Annotated in this window: 18 protein-coding genes; 8 read left to right on the forward strand and 10 right to left on the reverse strand. The window is 63.1% G+C overall.

What is annotated here, in order from left to right:
- Positions 1-39: 39 nt before the first annotated feature.
- The 4 genes from AC1MGT_RS04105 to rpsO form a co-directional block, all read right to left on the reverse strand.
- Positions 40-1,917: an ABC transporter ATP-binding protein/permease gene (locus tag AC1MGT_RS04105; RefSeq protein ID WP_499503119.1), complete on the reverse strand. Its 1,878-nt coding sequence runs from the start codon at positions 1,915-1,917 to the stop codon at positions 40-42.
- A 252-nt stretch (positions 1,918-2,169) separates the two neighbouring features.
- A complete protein-coding gene (locus tag AC1MGT_RS04110; protein WP_499503120.1) occupies positions 2,170-3,363 on the reverse strand; it encodes a DUF1444 domain-containing protein in 1,194 nt (397 codons plus the stop codon).
- Between the two features lie 181 nt (positions 3,364-3,544).
- Positions 3,545-5,647 carry a polyribonucleotide nucleotidyltransferase gene (pnp, locus tag AC1MGT_RS04115; RefSeq protein ID WP_332531003.1) on the reverse strand — a complete coding sequence of 701 codons (2,103 nt, stop codon included), beginning with the start codon at positions 5,645-5,647 and terminating at the stop codon, positions 3,545-3,547.
- Between the two features lie 178 nt (positions 5,648-5,825).
- Positions 5,826-6,095 (reverse strand): 30S ribosomal protein S15, encoded by a 270-nt coding sequence (gene rpsO, locus AC1MGT_RS04120; protein WP_183555352.1) that lies wholly within the window; start codon positions 6,093-6,095, stop codon positions 5,826-5,828.
- Positions 6,096-6,258: 163 nt separating this feature from the next.
- On the opposite strand from rpsO, the gene bamE reads away from it, so the two are divergent.
- Positions 6,259-6,750 carry an outer membrane protein assembly factor BamE domain-containing protein gene (gene bamE, locus AC1MGT_RS04125; RefSeq protein WP_499503121.1) on the forward strand — a complete coding sequence of 164 codons (492 nt, stop codon included), beginning with the start codon at positions 6,259-6,261 and terminating at the stop codon, positions 6,748-6,750.
- A 19-nt stretch (positions 6,751-6,769) separates the two neighbouring features.
- On the opposite strand, the gene AC1MGT_RS04130 is transcribed toward bamE, so the two are convergent.
- Complete coding sequence (locus AC1MGT_RS04130; RefSeq protein WP_499503122.1) at positions 6,770-7,660, reverse strand: alpha/beta hydrolase; 891 nt, start codon at positions 7,658-7,660, stop codon at positions 6,770-6,772.
- Positions 7,661-7,678: 18 nt separating this feature from the next.
- Entirely contained in the window at positions 7,679-8,545 is an 867-nt protein-coding gene (gene pssA, locus AC1MGT_RS04135) for a CDP-diacylglycerol--serine O-phosphatidyltransferase (protein WP_332531001.1), read from the reverse strand.
- Positions 8,546-8,749: 204 nt separating this feature from the next.
- Between pssA and AC1MGT_RS04140 the strand changes: the two genes are divergently transcribed.
- Positions 8,750-9,724: an IS1595 family transposase gene (locus AC1MGT_RS04140; RefSeq protein ID WP_499503123.1), complete on the forward strand. Its 975-nt coding sequence runs from the start codon at positions 8,750-8,752 to the stop codon at positions 9,722-9,724.
- 7 nt (positions 9,725-9,731) lie between these two features.
- Here AC1MGT_RS04140 and AC1MGT_RS04145 read toward each other — a convergent pair whose 3' ends face one another.
- From AC1MGT_RS04145 to AC1MGT_RS04160, 4 genes are all read right to left on the reverse strand, one after another.
- The gene (locus tag AC1MGT_RS04145; protein ID WP_499503124.1) at positions 9,732-10,502 is read right to left on the reverse strand and encodes an SIMPL domain-containing protein; all 771 of its coding nucleotides are present in this window, start codon (positions 10,500-10,502) and stop codon (positions 9,732-9,734) included.
- A gap of 276 nt (positions 10,503-10,778) precedes the next feature.
- Complete coding sequence (gene ilvC, locus AC1MGT_RS04150) at positions 10,779-11,795, reverse strand: ketol-acid reductoisomerase (protein ID WP_183555357.1); 1,017 nt, start codon at positions 11,793-11,795, stop codon at positions 10,779-10,781.
- A gap of 47 nt (positions 11,796-11,842) precedes the next feature.
- Positions 11,843-12,334 carry an acetolactate synthase small subunit gene (gene ilvN / locus AC1MGT_RS04155; RefSeq protein ID WP_183555358.1) on the reverse strand — a complete coding sequence of 164 codons (492 nt, stop codon included), beginning with the start codon at positions 12,332-12,334 and terminating at the stop codon, positions 11,843-11,845.
- A complete protein-coding gene (locus tag AC1MGT_RS04160) occupies positions 12,335-14,062 on the reverse strand; it encodes an acetolactate synthase 3 catalytic subunit (RefSeq protein WP_499503125.1) in 1,728 nt (575 codons plus the stop codon). It abuts the gene before it with no gap.
- Positions 14,063-14,689: 627 nt separating this feature from the next.
- On the opposite strand from AC1MGT_RS04160, the gene AC1MGT_RS04165 reads away from it, so the two are divergent.
- The 6 genes from AC1MGT_RS04165 to AC1MGT_RS04190 all read left to right on the forward strand — a co-directional run bounded on the left by AC1MGT_RS04165 (position 14,690) and on the right by AC1MGT_RS04190 (position 19,804).
- Complete coding sequence (locus AC1MGT_RS04165) at positions 14,690-16,027, forward strand: methyl-accepting chemotaxis protein (RefSeq protein WP_499503126.1); 1,338 nt, start codon at positions 14,690-14,692, stop codon at positions 16,025-16,027.
- A gap of 3 nt (positions 16,028-16,030) precedes the next feature.
- Positions 16,031-17,374 (forward strand): chemotaxis protein CheW, encoded by a 1,344-nt coding sequence (locus tag AC1MGT_RS04170; protein WP_499503127.1) that lies wholly within the window; start codon positions 16,031-16,033, stop codon positions 17,372-17,374.
- A gap of 157 nt (positions 17,375-17,531) precedes the next feature.
- The gene (locus AC1MGT_RS04175; protein ID WP_183555366.1) at positions 17,532-18,104 is read left to right on the forward strand and encodes an RNA polymerase sigma factor; all 573 of its coding nucleotides are present in this window, start codon (positions 17,532-17,534) and stop codon (positions 18,102-18,104) included.
- Positions 18,101-18,487 carry a DUF3619 family protein gene (locus AC1MGT_RS04180; protein ID WP_332530991.1) on the forward strand — a complete coding sequence of 129 codons (387 nt, stop codon included), beginning with the start codon at positions 18,101-18,103 and terminating at the stop codon, positions 18,485-18,487. The genes AC1MGT_RS04175 and AC1MGT_RS04180 overlap by 4 nt, the downstream gene beginning before the upstream one ends.
- Positions 18,484-19,263, forward strand: a complete 780-nt coding sequence (locus tag AC1MGT_RS04185; RefSeq protein ID WP_499503128.1) for a DUF3106 domain-containing protein — start codon at positions 18,484-18,486, stop codon at positions 19,261-19,263. Before AC1MGT_RS04180 ends, AC1MGT_RS04185 begins: the two co-directional genes overlap by 4 nt.
- Positions 19,250-19,804, forward strand: a complete 555-nt coding sequence (locus AC1MGT_RS04190; protein ID WP_499503129.1) for an RDD family protein — start codon at positions 19,250-19,252, stop codon at positions 19,802-19,804. Before AC1MGT_RS04185 ends, AC1MGT_RS04190 begins: the two co-directional genes overlap by 14 nt.
- Positions 19,805-19,842 lie beyond the last annotated feature (38 nt).

A 19,842-nucleotide genomic window follows, 5' to 3' on the forward strand; every position in this document is an offset into this window, starting at 1 on the left:
TCGTCAGGCCGCGCCATACGCGTTGCAGACAGGCTCCGCTTAACCGACCAGCACGCTCGCACGCGACTGCGGTACAGGCTGCGCTGATTGCGGTACAGGCTGCACTTCCTGGGCGCTGCTGCGTGCAGGCACCGGCACATCGAACTGATAATCGGCCGCGGCATGCACTTCCCAGCCGCCGTCGCCCGTCAGCCACAGCACATGGGTATGGTGGCGCAGCACGCCGGCGCGGTGCGCGACGCTCACCAGCGTCGTGCCCTTGTCGCGCAGGCGCTTGTACAGCGACGATTCGTTGGCACTGTCGAGCGCGCTGGTGGCTTCGTCCAGGATCACGATGGCTGGCTCGTGCACCAGCACGCGGCCGAATGCCAGGCGCTGCTGCTCGCCGATGGACAGCAGCTTTTCCCAGTCGAGGACGGCGTCCAGCCCCCCGACGCGCCCGGCCAGGTATGGCAGGTGCACCTGCTCGAGGATGTCGGTCAGCTGCGCGTCGCTCAGCGACGTGCGGGTGCTTGGATAGATGAGCTGGCTACGCAGGGTGCCCGGCTGCAGATACGGTTGCTGCGGCAGGAAGAAGAAATCCTCGCGCGGCGGATGATGAATCACCCCGCTGCCCTTGTGCCAGAGCCCGGCAATGGCGCGCAGCAGCGAGCTCTTGCCGCAGCCGCTGTCGCCGTTGATCAGCAACGCGTCGCCCGGCTTCAGGGACAGCGTCAGATCCTTGATCAGCACGCGGTCGGACTGCGGCGGGCACAAGGTCAGCGACTCGAGTGCCAGATGGTCGCCAGGGGTGCGCGTGATGCGGGCCTGCGTGTCGCACGGATTGCCGGCCGGCGGCTCGGGCATCACGTGCATGGACAGAGTCTGCAGGCGGCCGATGCCGGCGACGAAACGGCTCAGGCTCTCGAAGTTGTCGACGATGACGCCCACCGCCGCCAGCACCGCCGTGAACGCGCCGGCCGCCTGCACCGCACGACCCACTTCGAGCTCGCCCGACAGGACGGCATCGGCCAGGATCACGAACGGCAGCACGAGTGTGAGCTGGCTGAAGGTACGCTGAAACAGGTTCAGTGCGCGCTGCTTCTTGATCAGGCGCGAAAAATTATGGATGACCTTGTTGAACTTGCTGTCGATGTGCGCGCGCTCCTGCGCTTCGCCGCCATAGAAGGCAATCGACTCGGCATTCTCGCGCAGCCGGATCAGGCTGAAACGGAAATCGGCTTCGCGCCGCAACTGCCAGAAGTTCAGGTGGATCAGCGGATTGCCGAAGACCACCAGCGCGATGATCGTGCCCAGCAGCGCATACCCCACCAGTACGGCCACCAGTACATGAGAGATCGACCACAGCACGGCGCTGAACGCCACCAGCTGCATCAGCGACCCCAGGAAGATCAGCATGAAGTGGACCGAGCGGCCGGTGAACGTGTTCACATCCTCGCAGATGCGCTGGTCGGGGTTGTCAATCTCCTGGTTCGAGCCCAGCTCATAGTATTTGCGGCCGCCCACGTAGCCATCGAGAAAGCGCCGCGTCAGCCAGCGGCGCCACTTGTTCGCGAACAGGTCGCGCATATAGTAATAGAACGCATAGATCGGCACGGCGAACGCCAGCACGATCAAGCAGGCCTGGACCGCGCCCCAGAAGCGGTTGCGGTCCTTGCCGGCCAGCGCCGACGTCAGCTCACCGGCCTGGTCATTGAGCATCACGGCGAGCTTGGTTTCCACCAGCATCAGCACGATCAACAGCGCCAGCAGCAGCCAGGCCCGCTTGCGCTCATCACCCAGCCAGTACGGCTTGGCGACGCTGACGAACTGCTTCCACGCTGCCACCGACAAGGGCGGGCCTCTACGCTTTTTCTTCGTGTTGCCAGGAATGCCGCGTGGCGTTCCCTCGTCAAGCGTCTGTGTATGGTCCGTCATGATTCTGCAATGCCTGTTCCCGGCGCGTCCGACCACGAAAACGCGTCCGGTGGTACGTTGATTCGTGCTGGCATCGGCAGCGGTGATCGCCGATGTCTGCAAACCTGCGAACTGTATTTACCCAGTTCACGTACGCAGCATACGGTCGTGTCAGGAAGTAATCCGTGCGGAAACAGACATAACTACACTATCTTGATGGAATCCTTACGGGACGCAACATCAACGGCGGCGAGCGGATCGACGCGCGTACCGTCAATGCACTTTTAGCAGGGCCAGGTCGGGAAACTGCGTGACGCGGTAGCGGATCGGGTAGGTGTCGGGCTGCGGTGTCATCAGGTGCCCCGCGACCGCGCTCACCGTATCCCAGTCATAGGTGCCGGCACGCTGCGCCTCCCCCTGCTCATTGAAGCGTACCAGGGCGATCCTGTCTGCTTTGGGAAGCAGCGCATCGACACCCTCTGACCAGGTACAGAGGCTGAATTCCTGGCGCGCATGGTTGTCTTGTGCCAGCATGAAGCTCGCGACGAACAAGTCGAGGTCGTGCTTTTCATGCAGATCGTCGAGAAGTGTTTTCTGGTCCGCATAGTCTTCGGCCAGATAGCGTTGGCGCAACTGGGCCAGGCCGCGTGCAACTTCCTCGTCTTCAGGCATATAGATTTGTGCGCTGCCGTTCCGAAAATGGTACATCGCCGCCGATACCGTGCGGCCCTGCTCTTCACTGGCAGTGTGGGCCAGGGCAAGCATGGCCAGTAACGCACGGCGATCTCCAGCCGGGGCCAGCAAGATGCTGTCGCGCGTGGGAATCATCGCGACCGGGTCGCTGATGCCGGCGCGGTGGATCACGTCCGACAGCAGAAGGCGCGACGAGTCGTAGGCATCGTTCCAGTCGCCGACCATCACGCCATCGGGTTGGCGTACGAATCCGCCACCCGGCATGGCACGCAGATTGTCGAGCGCCACATCCAATGCCACTGCAAACGACACCCCCCATGCTTCGAGCTGCGTTGCAGTCACGATGCTCATCGAATCGGCGTCATCGACGGCAATCACGGTCACGACATCGTCGCCAAGTGGCGCCGCGGACGTACCCGGCAATGCCGTTCCCGCAAAACGAGCCGACAGACGTAGCGACTCGGCGTACGAGCGCGCCCGAACGGCCGGCAGCAGGTTGGCCCTGACATCCTCGAAGCGCTGCGGAAGCGAAGTGTCGCGCAAGATGGCCATGCACATCTCGAGAAAGCGCGGGCGATCGGCGCGCGCAGCATCACAATATTGTTTATGCAGGTTGGTGAGATTGACGATCTGGTCGCCGTTTGCACCGGTGAGGATGCGGGCCCGGTCCGCGTCAAAGTGCATCGGATGGGCAAAGCTGCTGTGCTGCGCATGTGCCATCAGCGCCTGAGCGAACTTTTTCAGGGATGGCTTGAACTGGAAGAGTGTCAGCATGGCGCGCCTTGATCGTGGTGATCCACGAATGTAGCGTATTGGATTGCCGGCGTCGAATCACCTTGCATAACGCATCGATCCGGCGCGTCAAGCTGGCAACGCCGTCCGATTTTCTCCCGCACACCGGTGTAAAAAAACCGCCAGGCTCACGCACTGGCGGTTTTTTCACATTGCAGGGTGATTAGACCGCTGCGCCTTCGACCGGATCGGCAGCCTTCATCGACAGCTTCAGACGACCGCGCTCGTCGGTCTCGAGGACCTTGACGCGCACTTGCTGGCCTTCTTTCAGGTAATCGGCAACAGCGTTGACACGCTCGTTGGCGATCTGCGAGATGTGCAGCAGGCCATCCTTGCCTGGCATGACTTGCACGATCGCGCCGAAGTCCAGCAGTTTCAGCACGGTGCCGTCGTAGGTCTTGCCCACTTCGACCGACGCGGTCAGCTCTTCGATGCGGCGCTTGGCTTCCTGGCCTGCAGCAGCGTCGACCGATGCGATCGTGACCACGCCTTCGTCGCTGATGTCGATCTGGGTGCCGGTCTCTTCGGTCAGCGCGCGGATGACGGCGCCGCCCTTGCCGATGACGTCACGGATCTTCTCTGGGTTGATGCGGATGGTGATCAGGCGTGGCGCGAAGTCCGACAGTTCGGTCTTCACGGTTGGCATGGCCTTCTGCATTTCGCCCAGGATGTGGTGACGGCCTTCTTTGGCTTGCGCCAGTGCCACCTGCATGATTTCCTTGGTGATGCCCTGGATCTTGATGTCCATCTGCAGCGCGGTGATGCCTGCTGCGGTACCGGCCACCTTGAAGTCCATGTCGCCCAGGTGATCTTCATCGCCCAGGATGTCCGACAGCACGGCGAACTTGCCGCCTTCCTTGATCAGGCCCATGGCGATACCGGCCACGTGCGATTTCATCGGCACGCCGGCGTCCATCAGTGCCAGGCAGCCGCCGCAGACCGAAGCCATCGACGACGAACCGTTCGACTCGGTGATTTCCGAGACCAGGCGCACCGAGTAGCTGAAGTCTTCCGGATCCGGCAGCGCAGCGATCAGCGCGCGCTTGGCCAGACGGCCGTGGCCGACTTCGCGGCGCTTCGGCGTACCGACGCGACCGGTTTCGCCGGTGGCGAACGGAGGCATGTTGTAGTGCATCATGAACGAATCGGTGTACTCGCCCATCAGCGCGTCGATCTTCTGGCTGTCGCGGGCGGTGCCGAGCGTGGCAACGACCAGCGCCTGGGTTTCACCGCGGGTGAACAGGGCCGAACCGTGGGTGCGTGGCAGGACGCTCGAACGGATCGAGATCGGACGCACGGTGCGGGTGTCGCGACCGTCGATGCGTGGCTCGCCTTCGAGGATCTGCGAACGCACAACCTTGGCTTCCATGTCGAACAGGATGTTGCCGACGTCGCCAGCATCTGCCGTCACGCCAGCGGCGTTCAGGTCAGCCATCACTTCGGACGACAGCGACTTCAGCTTTTGCTGACGCGCCGATTTTTCGCGGGTCTGGTACGCATCGCGCACTTTCGCGCCGGCCAGTTCGCCGATACGGGCGATCAGCTCTTCGTTCTTCGGCGCCGGCGCCCATTCGACTTCCGGCTTGCCGCCTTCGGCGACCAGATCGTGGATCGCATCGATCACGACTTTCATCTGGTCATGGCCGAACACGACGGCGCCCAGCATGATTTCTTCGGACAGTTGCTTGGCTTCCGATTCGACCATCAGGACGGCGGTTTCGGTACCGGCCACGACCAGGTCCATCTGCGAAGTCTTCAGCTCGGTGGTGGTCGGGTTCAGGATGTACTGGCCATTCGCGTAGCCGACGCGCGCGGCGCCGATCGGGCCGCTGAACGGGATGCCGGCGATGCACAGGGCAGCCGAAGCGCCGATCATCGCAGGGATGTCCGGATCGATTTCAGGGTTGACCGACAGCACGTGGATGATGACCTGGACTTCGTTCAGGTAGCCTTCCGGGAACAGCGGACGGATTGGACGGTCGATCAGGCGCGAGGTGAGCGTTTCTTTTTCGGAAGGACGGCCTTCGCGCTTGAAGAAACCGCCCGGGATTTTACCCGCAGCATACGTTTTCTCGAGGTAGTCGACGGTCAGCGGGAAGAAATCCTGGCCCGGCTTGGCATCCTTGCGTGCGACCACGGTTGCCAGCACGACGGTATCTTCGACCGACACCACGACGGCGCCGCTTGCCTGGCGCGCGATTTCGCCCGTCTCCAGGGTGACAGTGTGTTGACCGTACTGGAAGGTTTTCGTAACTTTGTTAAACATGGGGTATCCCTTTCATTTTGCCGACAGATTTTCAGGTGCTGTCGTTCACCTCTCACCACGGGCCGTTCACGAGCAGAACAGCCTTGCAACAACAAACAAACCGCTCAAAAACGAAAAATGCCCGCGACAGAGAACTGGCGCAGGCATCTTCAGACTTAAACCGTCTGGCGCAAACGAATTACTTACGCAGGCCCAGTTTGGCGATCAGGTCGCGGTAACGGTTCAGATCCTTGTTCTTCAGGTACGACAGCAGGCTCTTACGACGGTTGACCATCATGATCAGACCACGACGCGAGTGGTGATCTTTCTGGTGGGCCTTGAAGTGGCCGTTCAGGTCGTTGATGCGTGCGGTCAGCAGTGCAACTTGCACTTCTGGCGAACCGGTGTCTTTTTCGCCGCGTGCGTTGTCCGCGATAATCGCGGCTTTGTTCAGAGTTTCTACGGTCATGATGTTACCTTTCACATGCGGTGCAAGAGTCGCAACCCAGCGCACCGTGATTGATTGAATGCCTGCCCGGATTCGGACAGACCGGCAAGTATAGTGCAAAACGCGGGTACCCACCAGCGTTTGCCTGCCCTGCCGCCACGTAAAGGACAAAATAATGCACCCAATGATGAAAATAACAACGCTGGCCGCCACGCTGCTGCTGGCGGCGTGCGCCACCCGCCCTGCCCCGCTGCCGGGTGAAACAGCCGATGTGGTCCAGGCCAAGCTCGGCAAGCCGACGTCCATCTATGTCGATCCCGATGGCGCGGCGCGCTCGCTCGAATACGCGACGGGGCCGATGGGCCAGTACACGTGGATGGCGCGCATCGGGCCCGATGGCCGCTTGACGGCTTACGAGCAGGTGCTTTCCGGTGAAAAATTTGCCACGCTCAAGGTCGACCAAGCCACCAAGGAGCAGGTATTGTGCACGATCGGGCGCCCTGCCGAACGCTCGCGCGTGGCGATGCAGAACTACGAGGTATGGTCGTATCGCTACAAGGAGGCTGGCGTCTGGAACTCGATGATGCACGTTCACTTCGACGAACAGGGCGTCGTGCGCCAGATGATGAACGGGCCGGACCCGATGTACGAGCCAAGGGAACGCAGCCCCTGGTAGGGGCTGCTGTTTAAAGCGACTAGCGCGCGGGCGGCAGCTTGCGCCCGCCGTCGCTGTGCACGAAGTCTTCGATCGCGTCGAGCGATGGCGCCAGACGGCGCAGCGAGCTCGATAGCGTCGCGAGCAGCGTGACGTGATTCACGCCGGTGAAGCTCACCTCGCGCACCGGCACACCCGTCGCGCGCAGCCGGTCTGCCAGCGCGCCCGTATTGCGCTCGGGGTCGACCGTCGAATCGTTACGCGCCGCGATCAACAGCGCGGGCGGCGCATTGACCGTCACGTGGTTGATCGGCTGGGAGTCGCGCGGTGTATTCGGGTACAGGAACACCGGGCGCGTCGTTTCATTTTCTACGGGCAGGAAGTTATAGGGGCCGGCCATGCCGATCCAGCCACGCAGGATGCTCGGCGCCGTACCCTGCGCCCGCAGCCAGCGCGGGTCGAGCGCCAGCATTGCCGCGTTGTAGGCGCCGGCGCTGTGGCCCATCGCATAAATGCGCTTCGGATCGCCGCCATACGCCTTGATCCGGCGCGACGTCCAGGCCAGCGCTTCGGCGCTGTCGGTCAGGAAGTCCGGATAGCGCACTTGCGGGTACAGGCGATAGTCGGGAATGACCACGACGAAACCACGCGCGGCCAGCGCACGGCCGACGAAGGCATAGTCGCCCCGCTCGCCGTCGACCCAGTTGCCACCGTAGTAGAACACGATGACGGGCGCCGGGCCGGTCCAGTTTTCAGGGCGGTAGATATCCAGCACGTGGCGCGGATTGGTACCGTAGGCGGCCGAGGCCACCGTGCGCGTGGCGCCGCTCGGCGAGACCGCATTGACCAGCGACAGCGGCGAGCAGGCCGCGAGCAGCCCGGACAGCAGCAGGACGGTGGCGGCGCAGGCGGCGAAGTAAGGAGCTCTCATGGTTCAGGCAGCCTGTGATCAGCGGTGGAGGTCGTCGTCGGCGTCGTCGAGCGGGATGATGCTGACCCGCTTGCCCTTTGCACGCTGCCACACATACACGGCGTAACCCGACAGGCCGTAGATCACGAAGATCGGCCACAGTACCTTGGGCGGATCGATCGCCAGCAGCGCCAGCACCAGCGCGATCAGGAACACGGCGATGAATGGCACCGACTTGCGGAAGTTGATGTCCTTGAAACTGTAGAACGGCACGTTCGACACCATCGTCAGGCCGGCGAAGACCGTGATGCCCCACGACACCCACTCGACCTTGCGCGGGATGACGCTGATATCGGGATCGATCATCATCATGATGAAGCCGATCACCAGCGCCGCTGCAGCCGGGCTGGGCAAGCCCTGGAAGAAGCGTTTGTCGACCACTTCGATATTGGTATTGAAGCGTGCCAGGCGCAAGGCGGCGCAGGCGCAGTAGATGAAGGCGGCGACCCAGCCGACCTTGCCAAGGCCGTTGAGCGACCATTCGTACATCACGAGCGCCGGCGCGGCCCCGAACGAGACCATGTCGGCCAGGCTGTCGTACTGGGCGCCGAATTCGGACTGGGTATTGGTCAGGCGGGCGATGCGCCCGTCCAGGCCGTCGAGGATCATCGCGATGAACACGGCCCAGCAGGCCTGATCGAAACGCTGGTTCATCGCCATGACGATGGCGTAGAAGCCGCAGAACAGCGCGGCGGTGGTAAAGGCATTGGGCAGCAGGTAGATGCCGCGGCTCCGCTCACCGGCCGCGCGTGCTTGCGTACGGGGCGCGAAACGCTTTTTCAGGCGGGAGAATCGTGGACCTTTGGGCGGGGTCCCTGGCTTTCTTCTTCGTGGAAAAGTTGGCATAAGCAATCGTATTCAAGTGAGCCGCCGAGCGACTGTTCCCAACCATTATAGAGGCGGGACCCGTGTTAGCGAAACACTACGCTAACCCAGCTGGCAATTGCATGGCGCCTACTTGAAGGCGCAGTCAACGTTAAATGGAGCCAAGCCATGAACTGATGAGCGGTTTCGTGGTCCAACGCCGGTCCCCAGCGTCAGGAATCGCTCATGAAAGCGCCCCGTTTCAAGAACTGGTTTGCCAGGTTGTCAGCGCTGAACCAGCCACAGCGCCGCCAAGTGCTCGACGCCCTGCATCCCGCAGCCGGCCTCGACCAGGTGGTCGCGCTCATCGCGCAAGCCAGAGCGCCAGCGCGCTGCTGCCCCAGTTGTGGCAACGAACGCTGCAATCGGCACGGGTTCGCCAACGATCTGCAGCGCTTTCGCTGCTGCGCCTGTGGGCGTACGTTCAACGACCTGAGCGGCACGCCGCTGGCGCGGCTCAGGCACAAGGCCAAATGGCTCGCGTATTCGCAGGTGCTGCTCGATTCACTGTCCGTGCGCAAGGGCGCAGACCGGGTCGGCGTGCACCGCAACACGGCATTCCGGTGGCGTCACCGCTTTCTCGATTGGGCCAAGCTCGACCGGCCTGCATCGCTCAATGGCATCGTGGAGGCCGATGAGACATTCCTGCTCGAATCGCAAAAAGGATCACGCACGCTCGACCGCCCGCCACGCCGACGGGGCGGCCGCGCGCCCACACGTGGCATTTCCCGCCATCTCGATTGCATCCTGGTGGCGCGCGACCGGAATGGCCGCACTATCGATGCCGTCACTGGCCGTGGCGCACTGACGGCCGCGCAACTCGAACGCGATTTGCTGCCCAGACTCGATCCGCAGGCACTGTTGGTCAGCGACAGCCACGCCGCGTACCGGGCCTTTGCACGCAAGCACAGGATTGCGCACGAGACTGTCAATCTGCGCGCCGGCGTGCGCGTCAGGCATTCGGGTAGCCGCGCCATCCACGTACAGAACGTGAACGCGTACCACGGGCGCTTCAAGGCCTGGCTACTGGGCTTTCGCGGGGTGGCATCGCGCTACCTGCCCAACTACCTGGGGTGGCGCTGGGCACTGGATGGCGGGCGGGTCAGCTCCGCAGAACAATTGTTTTGCATCGCAGTCAGCGTCATCAACAGACAACGCTGACTGCGCCTTATTTGAACTTGACCTTGCCCACCAGGCGCATCTGCAGCGTGGTTTCGCCTGGCTCAAAGCTCGGTTCGGCCATGCCGTCATCCATCTCGCGCTTGGCGCTCGAACGCATCATCATCGGCGCAGGCGCGGCTGCATCGCCGGCGTAATTGCCCGAGCCTTCGAAGTCGACCGTATCGAGCACCGCGTCGCCCGGCTGGCGGCCCATCGCCTTGGCGATCGATACGATGCGCTCGTTCAGGTTCTGGTACGTGGCGGCGATGCGCTGGTCGTCGAGACGCTTCTCGGTCGCCGGGGTCAGGCCGAAGTTGATGTTATTGATCTGCAGGACCTTCTGCGCGGCGGCGGCCGTTTTTGGCAGCGCCGCCAGGTTCGTGGTCTTGACTTCCAGGTACTGGCCGACGCGCCAGGCGATCGGCACCGGCTTGACCGGCGCAACCACGCGCCCAACCGGCTGTGGCTGCACTTCCGGGTACACCGGGTACGTGTAGTAGCCCTGGGTTTTCAGTTCGGCTTTCGGATCGGCGCGGCGCACGATCTCCGTGCCCTCTTTCATCTTGCGGTTGACGCGGTCGGCGGCGGCGTTCTTGTCCTTGTCGTGTTCTTCGACGGCGAAGGTGATCGTTGCTTCGTCATTGACATGCTTGACTTCGCCGAAGGCGGGGACGATGACCATGGTGCCGGTGGTCGCAGTCGACGGAGCGGTCTGCGCCTGGGCAGCGCTGAAGGCCAGCACGAGGGCGGCGGCGACGAGGGATTTGGTGAATGCCATTGTTGTTCTCCTGTGAGTTGCGACGTATGTCCGACTTGGTTATACGATACCTTGCACAGGGAAAACATCGGTATTTTGTAATGGACAGTTGTAAATGAGTAGCTTTTGAAACGTGTTGGCACCGTCAGACGAACGCGTGGACGGGAGACCCGTCCACCCTACGGTCGGGCGTGGCGTGGAGAACCCGGCCATACGCAGGTCGTAGGGTGGACGGCTCGCCGTCCACGCGTTGATCGCCAACGCCACACCACCGCACGCTATGGTCTGGCCACAAACTTAATTCTTCGACTGATCCACCAGCTTGTTCTTCGCAATCCACGGCATCATCGCGCGCAGCTTCGCGCCGACTTCTTCGATCGGATGCTCGGCGGTCAGGCGGCGACGCGAGATCAGGGTCGGTGCGCCGGCCTTGTTTTCCAGGATGAAGCTCTTGGCATATTCGCCGGTCTGGATGTCCTTCAGGCACTGGCGCATCGCGTTCTTGGTGTCTTCGGTCACGACGCGCGGGCCGGTCACGTACTCGCCGTATTCCGCGTTGTTCGAGATCGAGTAGTTCATGTTGGCGATGCCGCCTTCATAGATCAGGTCAACGATCAGCTTGAGTTCGTGCAGGCACTCGAAGTACGCCATCTCCGGCGCGTAACCGGCTTCGGTCAGCGTCTCGAAGCCCGCCTTGATCAGTTCGACTGCGCCACCGCACAGCACGGCCTGCTCGCCGAACAGGTCGGTCTCGGTTTCTTCGCGGAAGTTGGTTTCGATGATGCCGGCGCGGCCGCCGCCGTTGGCCATCGCGTACGACATGGCGATGTCACGGGCAGCGCCCGATTTGTCCTGGTACACGGCGATCAGGTGCGGCACGCCGCCACCTTGCGTGTAGGTGCCGCGCACCGTGTGGCCCGGCGCTTTCGGTGCGACCATGATCACGTCGAGGTCGGCGCGTGGAACGACCTGGCCGTAGTGCACGTTGAAACCGTGGGCGAAGGCCAGCACGGCGCCCTGCTTCGCGTTTGGCTCGATGTTCTGCTTGTAGACCTCGGCGATGTTTTCGTCCGGCAGCAGGATCATGATGACGTCGGCGTTCTTCACTGCTTCATCGACTTCCGCCACTTTCAGGCCGGCTTGCTCAACCTTGCCCCACGAAGCGCCGCCGCGGCGCAGGCCGACGGTGACGTTGACGCCCGATTCGCTCAGGTTCTGTGCGTGCGCATGGCCTTGCGAGCCGTAACCGATGATGGCAACGTTCTTGCCCTTGATGAGGGAGAGGTCGCAGTCCTTGTCGTAGAAAACGTTCATTTTTTTATCCTGTTATTTAATTTGAATTGTGTAATGTTGAGCGTCGCTCAAACTTTCAGAATGCGTTCGCCGCGGCCGATGCCCGAGCCGCCGGTGCGCACCGTCTCGAGGATCGAGGCGCGGTCGATGGCGTCGATGAAGGCATCCAGTTTCGATTTGGCGCCGGTCAGCTCGATCGTGTAGGTCTTTTCGGTGACGTCGATGACGCGGCCCCGGAAGATATCGGCGGTGCGCTTCATTTCTTCGCGCTCCTTGCCGACCGCCCGTACCTTGATCAGCATGAGCTCGCGCTCGATATGCTGGCCTTCGGTCAGGTCCACCACCTTGACGACCTCGATCAGGCGGTTCAGGTGCTTCGTGATCTGCTCGATGATGTCGTCCGAGCCGGACGTCACGATCGTCATGCGCGACAGCGTCGCGTCTTCGGTCGGCGCCACGGTCAGCGTTTCGATGTTGTAGCCGCGCGCCGAGAACAGGCCAACCACCCGCGACAGCGCACCGGCTTCATTCTCCAGCAGGACAGAAATAATATGGCGCATTTACAGGTCCTCCGAGCCGAGCAGCATTTCGTTCAGGCCGCGGCCCGCCTTGACCATTGGCCACACGTTTTCACTCTGGTCGGTAATGAAGTTCATGAATACCAGGCGGTCTTTCATCGCGAATGCATCGTGCAGCGCGCCATCGACATCGCCCGGTTTCTCGATCTTCATGCCGACGTGGCCATAGGCCTCAGCCAGCTTTTCGAAGTCGGGCAGCGAATCCATGTACGACTCGGAGTAGCGCGAACCGTAATCGATCTGCTGCCACTGGCGGACCATGCCCAGGAAACGGTTATTGAGCAGGATGATCTTTGGCGTCAGGTGGTATTGCTTGCAGGTGGCAAGCTCCTGAATGCACATCTGGATCGAACCTTCGCCGGTAACACAAGCGACGGTGGCGTCCGGATTGGCCATCTGCACGCCCATCGCGAATGGCAGGCCCACGCCCATCGTGCCCAGGCCACCGGAATTGATCCAGCGGCGCGGCTTGTCGAACGGGTAGTACTGCGCGGCCCACATCTGGTGCTGGCCGACGTCGGACGTGATGAACGCGTCGCCATCGGTGACCTTGTGCAGCTGCTGGATCACGGACTGCGGCTTGATCAGCGTGTCGGAGCTCGCATACGCCAGGCAATCGCGGCCACGCCATTCGGCGATCTGCTTCCACCAGCTTTGCAGCGCAGGCGCATTCGCGTGACCAGTACCGGCCTCGAGCTGCGAGAGCAGTTCGATCAGCACGTCCTTGACGTTGCCGACGATCGGGATATCCACTTTCACGCGCTTGGAAATCGACGACGGGTCGATGTCGATATGGATGATCTTGCGCGGATGCGAAGCGAAGTGCTTCGGGTTGCCGATCACGCGGTCGTCGAAGCGGGCGCCGATGGCGATCAACACGTCACAGTGCTGCATCGCCATGTTCGCTTCATACGTGCCGTGCATGCCCGGCATGCCGACGAAGTGCGGATCGGACGAACGCGACCCGCCCAGGCCCATCAGCGTATTCGTGATCGGGAAGCCGGTGGTCTCCACCATGCGGTTGAGCTCATTCGAGGCATTGGCCAGGATGACGCCGCCGCCCGCATAGATCATCGGCCGCTCGGCGTTCTGCAGCAGCGCGACGGCTTTGCGGATCTGGCCGGCATGGCCCTTGTCAACTGGACGGTACGAGCGCATCTCGATCTCGCGCGGGTACTCGAACAGGCATTTGTTGACCGTGATGTCCTTCGGAATATCGACCAGCACGGGACCGGGCCGGCCGGTGCGGGCGATGAAGAAGGCTTTCTTGATCGTTGACGCCAGATCGCGCACGTCCTTGACCAGGAAGTTGTGCTTGACCACCGGACGGGTGATGCCGACCGTATCGCATTCCTGGAACGCATCCTGGCCGATCGCGTGGCTTGGCACCTGGCCGGAAATCACGACCATCGGTACCGAGTCCATATAAGCGGTCGACAAGCCGGTGACGGCATTGGTGACGCCCGGACCGGACGTGACGAGGGCAACGCCCACGGTGTTCGAGCTGCGCGAATAGGCGTCGGCGGCATGCACCGCGGCTTGTTCGTGGCGAACGAGAACGTGCTGGAATTTATCTTGCTGGAAGATCGCGTCGTAGATATACAGAACTGCGCCGCCCGGATAACCGAAAACGTGCTTGACGCCCTCTTCTGCCAGACAACGGACAACGATTTCAGCGCCCGTGATGGGGACTGTTGGATCGAAACTCATAACCATTCCTTTCAAAACCCATAGGGTTGATTGATCGGATGCTCGTTCCTGGCGATATGCGTGCTGCGCTTACAACCCTCAGGCTCCACTTCTTTCTGCGTGCACGTCGATGGTTCGGGTCGCCGTAGGGACCGTACGCATTGACGCTGGGCGCAACTCGTTAGGCTTGAGTGTTTGTAGCGGTTGGACGCATCTCTCGCGCTTGTGGCACGGGTCGGAGCAAACTGCCTACAAATGAAAGCGTGCCATGGCGGACGGGGCGTTGTGGGCGACTCCCGCATGACGTTGATGCTTTGAGGGTGCAAAGCGTGAGGAACACCATACCGCGCCGCACCATTCTGGTCAAGCTTTGTCTTTCGACAAGGTGCGACCTTTGTTGGCGCAATAACTGCAGGGCGCTCTTGCAGAGTGGCCGCTGTAACCGAAGCACCGCACTGCGGCGTAGCGCGCAGGATGCTGACCCGCTCGTTTTTGGTGCAAGTCACGTGCGCGTGTTGTAAATCGGGCGCAACGCAGTAAAATTCGATCTATTGCTACATGGAAATCATACCCTAAAGAAAAAAACGCTTAAGATTATTGCCTCGGAAATGCCGTTTTTTTTGCTCACCTTCTGCCCCGGATTCAGCTATGCAAGCGCCCCACGACAATCTCCAGGAAATGGCCATCGCCGCGATGACGGCCATCGACCGCGCACAGGCGGTGATCGAGTTCGATCTCGAAGGCCGCATCCTGCACGCCAATCGTAATTTCCTGCTCACCCTCGGTTACGAGCAGGATCAGGTCATCGGGCGCCAGCATGCGATGTTCTGCGAACCCGCCTACCAGCGCTCGCCCGAATACAAGATGTTCTGGCACAGCCTGGCCAAGGGCGAGTTCCATACCGGCGAATTCAAGCGCATCCGCAGCGATGGCGCACCGGTCTGGATCCAGGCTACTTACAGCCCGATCTTCGACGCCGACGGCAAGCCGGTCAAGGTGGTCAAGTTCGCCACCGACATCACCGAGCAGAAGCTGCTGGCCGCCGAATCGCGCGGCAAGCTCGACGCGATCGGACGCTCGCAGGCAGTCATCGAATTCGATATGCGCGGCAATGTCTTGTCTGCTAATGAGAATTTCTTGCGCACCATGGGCTATACCGAAGACGAAATCGTCGGCTCCCACCACACGCTGTTCTGCGACCCGGAACTGGCAAAAAGCGCCGAATACCGTCACTTCTGGGCCGATCTGGGCCAGGGCCGGTTCCAGGCCGGGCGCTTCCAGCGCCGTGGCAAGCACGACGCCGACATCTGGATCCAGGCCACCTATAATCCGATCCTCGATGCCACCGGCAAACCATACAAGGTCGTCAAGTTCGCGATGGACGTGACGGCCCAGGTGCGGCGCGAAGAACTGGTGAGCGCCAAGATCGACGCCATCGGTACGGCACTTGACGGCCTGGGCCGCTCGATCACCACGATCGCCGACGGCGCGCGTGACTCCGCCGCGATGGCGGCGCGTACCCAGGACGGTGCGGCCAACGGCAGCCGCCTGCTGGAACGCTCCAAGGGCGCCATGCAAGCCATCCAGACATCGTCCGGCGACGTGCGCGAAATCATCGACACCATTACCAGCATCGCCGGCCAGACCCATTTGCTGGCCTTCAATGCTGCGATCGAGGCAGCGCGCGCGGGCGAACATGGGCGCGGCTTTTCGGTGGTGGCCAACGAAGTGCGCAAGCTGGCCGAGAAATCGGCACTGGCGGCGCGCGAGATATCCAAGCTGATCAACGAGACGGTCAGCCGGGTCGACGAAGGCACCCGCCTGGCTGGCGATGTGGAAGATGCGTTCGAGCGCATCCTCGAGTCGGTCGCCGCTACCAGCAGTTCGATCGCCGGCATTGGCAATGCCACCCACCATCAGGCCGACTCCACCCGCGACGCTTCACGCCTGCTGGCCGAGCTCGAGGCAGTGGCGCGCGAGCGCTAGGCCATGCCGGCCACTTGCAGCGCGCAGCTGACGCTGGCGCGCATCAGGATCGGCGAGGTCGGGATCGGCGTACGGATCGAGGCCGTGCTCCAGGCGCTGCCATTGCCAGAGAATTTCAGTCGCTTGCCCCTGCGCACCCACGCCCTGCTCGGCATGGTCGACCACGACGGCATGGCCGTGCCGGTGGTCGACCTGGCGCGCTGGCTCGACGTCGGTGCGGCGCCGGCGGGCGCCGTCCCGCAACTGCTGTTGCTGCGCGACGGGGACCGCACGGTCGGCCTGCGCGTCGATGCGCTCGAGGAGCTGGTCGAGGTCGAGGCAGCGGCGCTGCAGCGCCTGCATCACGGCGACGATCCGGACGACGTGTTTCACAGCGCCGTGCCGGTCGGGAACGGCGTGCTTCTGAGCCTGCTGGAAGTGACCCGGCTGACCGATCTGGCGCTGTGCTGGAGCACGGACCCGGCGGCCACCACCGCCGCTGGGCCCGCTGCCCCGCCCGCGGCCGACACGCTGCAACGCACCTGCTACGCGCTACTCGACACCGGCCACGGCCTGATCGGCGTGCGGCCGGACGCGCTGGCCGAAGTGCTGGCCTTGCCGGCGCTGACGCATATCGGCAGCAGCGCCTGGTGCCGCTGGCACGACAGCCAGCTGGCGCTGATTGCCAGCGCAGCGCTGTTCCACGAGTCAGGCATCGACACGCGTGTCGCTGCTGCGCCCCTGCTCGCCGTGCTGCAGCAGGCAGACCTGACGCTTGGCGTGCCGGTGCAGGCCGTGCTGCGGCTCGAGGAATTCGGGCCCGGCGTGCCCAGCACGGACGGGGTTGGCGAGAATGTGATTGATGCCAGCGGCGCTACCGTGCTGCTGGTCGACGTCGCGCGCCTGCTGGCGCGGCATCCCGAGGCGGCGCTGGCGCGCGGCGACAGCGTGACGTCCACCGCCAGCACCAGCGCCGGCACCAGCAATGCCGAAGCCTATGTCGTGTTCGATGCCGCCGGCCTGCAGGCGCTGCCGCTCGCCGCGATCGAACAGATCGTGCCGCTGGACGCACCGCTTGGCACGACGATGGCCTGGCATGGCGCGGCCATCCCGCTGATCGACCTGCGCGGGGATGCGCCAGGCACGGATGGCGGGGATGGCACGGTACTGGTGGCGCAGGGCACGCAGGGGCTGGCCGGTCACGTCGTGCGCCGCGTGCAGTCGCTGATTCCGGCCGGGGCCGGCCGCATGTTCAACATGGGCGCTGACGGCACCGAGTTCATCATGACCGACGACGGCGGACAGAAAGCCACTTACCGGATTGCGTCGCTGGGCTCTGCAACGGGCATGCCGCAACGGGGGACCTGAACCCGCCCATCTGCCAATCAGGCACGGTGGTCCCGATGCAGCGGGCATGGCGGAACTGGCGGCTGAGCGATTCCGATGCAGGCCGGGTGGTTTTTTGCTAGGATGCGACAGTTTTCCCTAAAGCACGACCCACTTGCGCGCCTCCCCCTGAACCTGCATGGCCACAGACAAAGAACTTAACGACTTTCTGCAGAATGTCGAACGGCGCGCGTTCAAGCAGGCAGTCTATGCGGTTCGCAAGGACGAATCGGCGCTGGACATCGTGCAGGACGCGATGATCAAGCTCGCCGAAAAATACGGCGACAAGCCGGCAGCCGAGCTGCCGATGCTGTTCCAGCGCATCCTGCAGACGACGATCCTCGATTACTTCCGCCGCGAGAAAGTGCGCAATACCTGGGTCAGCCTGTTCTCGGGCTTCGGGCGCGGCGACGGAAACGACGATGATGACTTTGATATACTCGCCTCACTCGAGGCCGAGCAGGGTTCGGCGGCCGCAGAGTCGAGCGCGGACCAGGTCGAGCGTACCCAGACCTTGCGCTTGATCGATGACGAAGTACAAAAACTCCCGACGCGTCAACGGGAAGCCTTCCTCATGCGTTACTGGCAAGATATGGACGTCGCCGAAACGGCGGCAGCAATGGGATGCTCGGAGGGCAGCGTCAAAACGCATTGCTCGCGCGCCACCCACGCCCTCGCGGCAGCGCTCCAGGCCAAGGGAATCACACTATGAACATCGACGACATCAATCTGGCGTACAAGATACGCCACGCGCTGGACGAACAGCTCGACCACCTGCCGGCTTCGACGGTTGACAGGCTGGCCGCCGCACGCGCTGCGGCCATGGCGCGCAAGAAGCCCGACGCCAGAGCCGGCTTCGGCTGGCGCGGGTTGGGCGCATTTCTTGCCGGGCCGGCCGTGTCGCGCCTGGCCATCGCCGTGCCGCTCCTGGCGCTGGTCATTGGCATGGGTGGCTTCTACGAGCATGAACAACAGCAGCAACTGGCCGCACTGGCCGACATCGACGCCGCTGTGCTGGCCGACGAATTGCCGCTGACGGCCTATCTCGACCCGGGTTTCAACGCCTATCTGGAGTCGCAGCAGCGCCAGCAATGACCAAGAAGAACGTCTCGACATCGCGTTTCCCCGTGCTGAAGACCGTCATCGGTGTGGTAGCCGCTGCTGCGCTGGCCTGGGTGATCGTCGATCGCTTTGAGACACCGTCCATCCTGCCTGCAGCCACCGAGACGATCGCGAGCGTGCGCCCGCTGCGCAAGGCCCCTGACAAGCCGCTGTGGCGCGACCTGAGCAGCGCCCAACAGGTGGCGCTTGCACCGCTCGCCCCCGAATGGGACCGCATGGAAGGCGCGCGCAAGCGCCGCTGGATCGAGGTGTCGGCCCGCTTTGCCTCGATGGCTCCGGCCGAGCAGCAACGCGTGCAGGAACGCATGCGCCAGTGGATGAAACTCACGCCCCAGCAGCGTGACCTGGCGCGCGAGAACTTCAGCAAGACCAACAAGCTGGCCCAGGGCGACAAGGCCGCCAACTGGGAAAACTACAAGCAGTTGTCGGCCGAGGAAAAGCGCAAGCTGGCTAGCAAGCCTTCCACGCTGCAAAAGAGCGTGCCGATCGCGTTGCCGGACTCGCCGCAACTGGTCGTGCCGATGCCGTGTGCGGCAAACACGACGCGCCGTGGCGCCGAGTGCGTGCTGATCGGCACGCCCGATGCGGCGCCGCCGTCGGCGATTGCCGTCGTACCGGCGCCCGTAGCGCCCACACCGAGCACCGTGCCGCCGCCCGCGCCTGCCCCGGCAGCGCCCGTGAATGGCGGCGCTGTCGCCACATCAGGCGTCCAGCCCGGTACCGCGCAGGCCGCCAATGCCAGCAACTGAGCCGCCGGTCGTGCTGCCCGAGGCTGCGCTGGCGGCCTCCGGCACGCCCACGATCAAGCGGCGCCTGACGGTGATGGTGTATGAATTTTTCCTGCTATTCGCGGTCGAGATGCTGGCCGTCCTGCTGTATCTGCTCGTTACCGGCAACCGCCAGGATCCCCTCTTCCAGCACGGCCTGAAGGTCTACCTGTTCGTGATCACGGGCCTGTACTTCACCTGGTGCTGGCGCGACAGCGGGCATACGCTGGCGATGAAGACCTGGCGCATCAAGCTCGTCAAGCCCGGCCATGCCCGCCTGCCCTGGCGCGTCGCCATCGTGCGCTACCTGGCAGCCTGGGGCTGGTTCGCGCCCGCGCTGATCGTCTGCGCGGCCTTCGGGCTGCATGCAAAAACCGACATTGCGATCGCGCTTGCACTCGGCGTTGCTGCCTGGGCGGCAACGGCCTGGCTCGACCGCGACCGGCAGTTCCTGCATGACCGCCTGGCCGGTACGCGCCAGATCAGCCTGCCCAAACCGGTACGGCGCGACGGCAAGCAGTGAAGCCGACCTGCCAGCGCCGTCCGGCATCATGCACCTGG

It is taken from the genome of Telluria sp. BA11 (assembly GCF_056680305.1).

What these genes read in the sequence shown, in the direction of transcription:
- AC1MGT_RS04105 (WP_499503119.1), bottom strand. Translation starts at nt 1,917, where the DNA reads ATGACGGACCATACACAGACGCTTGACGAGGGAACGCCACGCGGCATT.
- AC1MGT_RS04110 (WP_499503120.1), bottom strand. Translation starts at nt 3,363, where the DNA reads ATGCTGACACTCTTCCAGTTCAAGCCATCCCTGAAAAAGTTCGCTCAG.
- pnp (WP_332531003.1), bottom strand. Translation starts at nt 5,647, where the DNA reads ATGTTTAACAAAGTTACGAAAACCTTCCAGTACGGTCAACACACTGTC.
- rpsO (WP_183555352.1), bottom strand. Translation starts at nt 6,095, where the DNA reads ATGACCGTAGAAACTCTGAACAAAGCCGCGATTATCGCGGACAACGCA.
- bamE (WP_499503121.1), top strand. Translation starts at nt 6,259, where the DNA reads ATGATGAAAATAACAACGCTGGCCGCCACGCTGCTGCTGGCGGCGTGC.
- AC1MGT_RS04130 (WP_499503122.1), bottom strand. Translation starts at nt 7,660, where the DNA reads ATGAGAGCTCCTTACTTCGCCGCCTGCGCCGCCACCGTCCTGCTGCTG.
- pssA (WP_332531001.1), bottom strand. Translation starts at nt 8,545, where the DNA reads ATGCCAACTTTTCCACGAAGAAGAAAGCCAGGGACCCCGCCCAAAGGT.
- AC1MGT_RS04140 (WP_499503123.1), top strand. Translation starts at nt 8,750, where the DNA reads ATGAAAGCGCCCCGTTTCAAGAACTGGTTTGCCAGGTTGTCAGCGCTG.
- AC1MGT_RS04145 (WP_499503124.1), bottom strand. Translation starts at nt 10,502, where the DNA reads ATGGCATTCACCAAATCCCTCGTCGCCGCCGCCCTCGTGCTGGCCTTC.
- ilvC (WP_183555357.1), bottom strand. Translation starts at nt 11,795, where the DNA reads ATGAACGTTTTCTACGACAAGGACTGCGACCTCTCCCTCATCAAGGGC.
- ilvN (WP_183555358.1), bottom strand. Translation starts at nt 12,334, where the DNA reads ATGCGCCATATTATTTCTGTCCTGCTGGAGAATGAAGCCGGTGCGCTG.
- AC1MGT_RS04160 (WP_499503125.1), bottom strand. Translation starts at nt 14,062, where the DNA reads ATGAGTTTCGATCCAACAGTCCCCATCACGGGCGCTGAAATCGTTGTC.
- AC1MGT_RS04165 (WP_499503126.1), top strand. Translation starts at nt 14,690, where the DNA reads ATGCAAGCGCCCCACGACAATCTCCAGGAAATGGCCATCGCCGCGATG.
- AC1MGT_RS04170 (WP_499503127.1), top strand. Translation starts at nt 16,031, where the DNA reads ATGCCGGCCACTTGCAGCGCGCAGCTGACGCTGGCGCGCATCAGGATC.
- AC1MGT_RS04175 (WP_183555366.1), top strand. Translation starts at nt 17,532, where the DNA reads ATGGCCACAGACAAAGAACTTAACGACTTTCTGCAGAATGTCGAACGG.
- AC1MGT_RS04180 (WP_332530991.1), top strand. Translation starts at nt 18,101, where the DNA reads ATGAACATCGACGACATCAATCTGGCGTACAAGATACGCCACGCGCTG.
- AC1MGT_RS04185 (WP_499503128.1), top strand. Translation starts at nt 18,484, where the DNA reads ATGACCAAGAAGAACGTCTCGACATCGCGTTTCCCCGTGCTGAAGACC.
- AC1MGT_RS04190 (WP_499503129.1), top strand. Translation starts at nt 19,250, where the DNA reads ATGCCAGCAACTGAGCCGCCGGTCGTGCTGCCCGAGGCTGCGCTGGCG.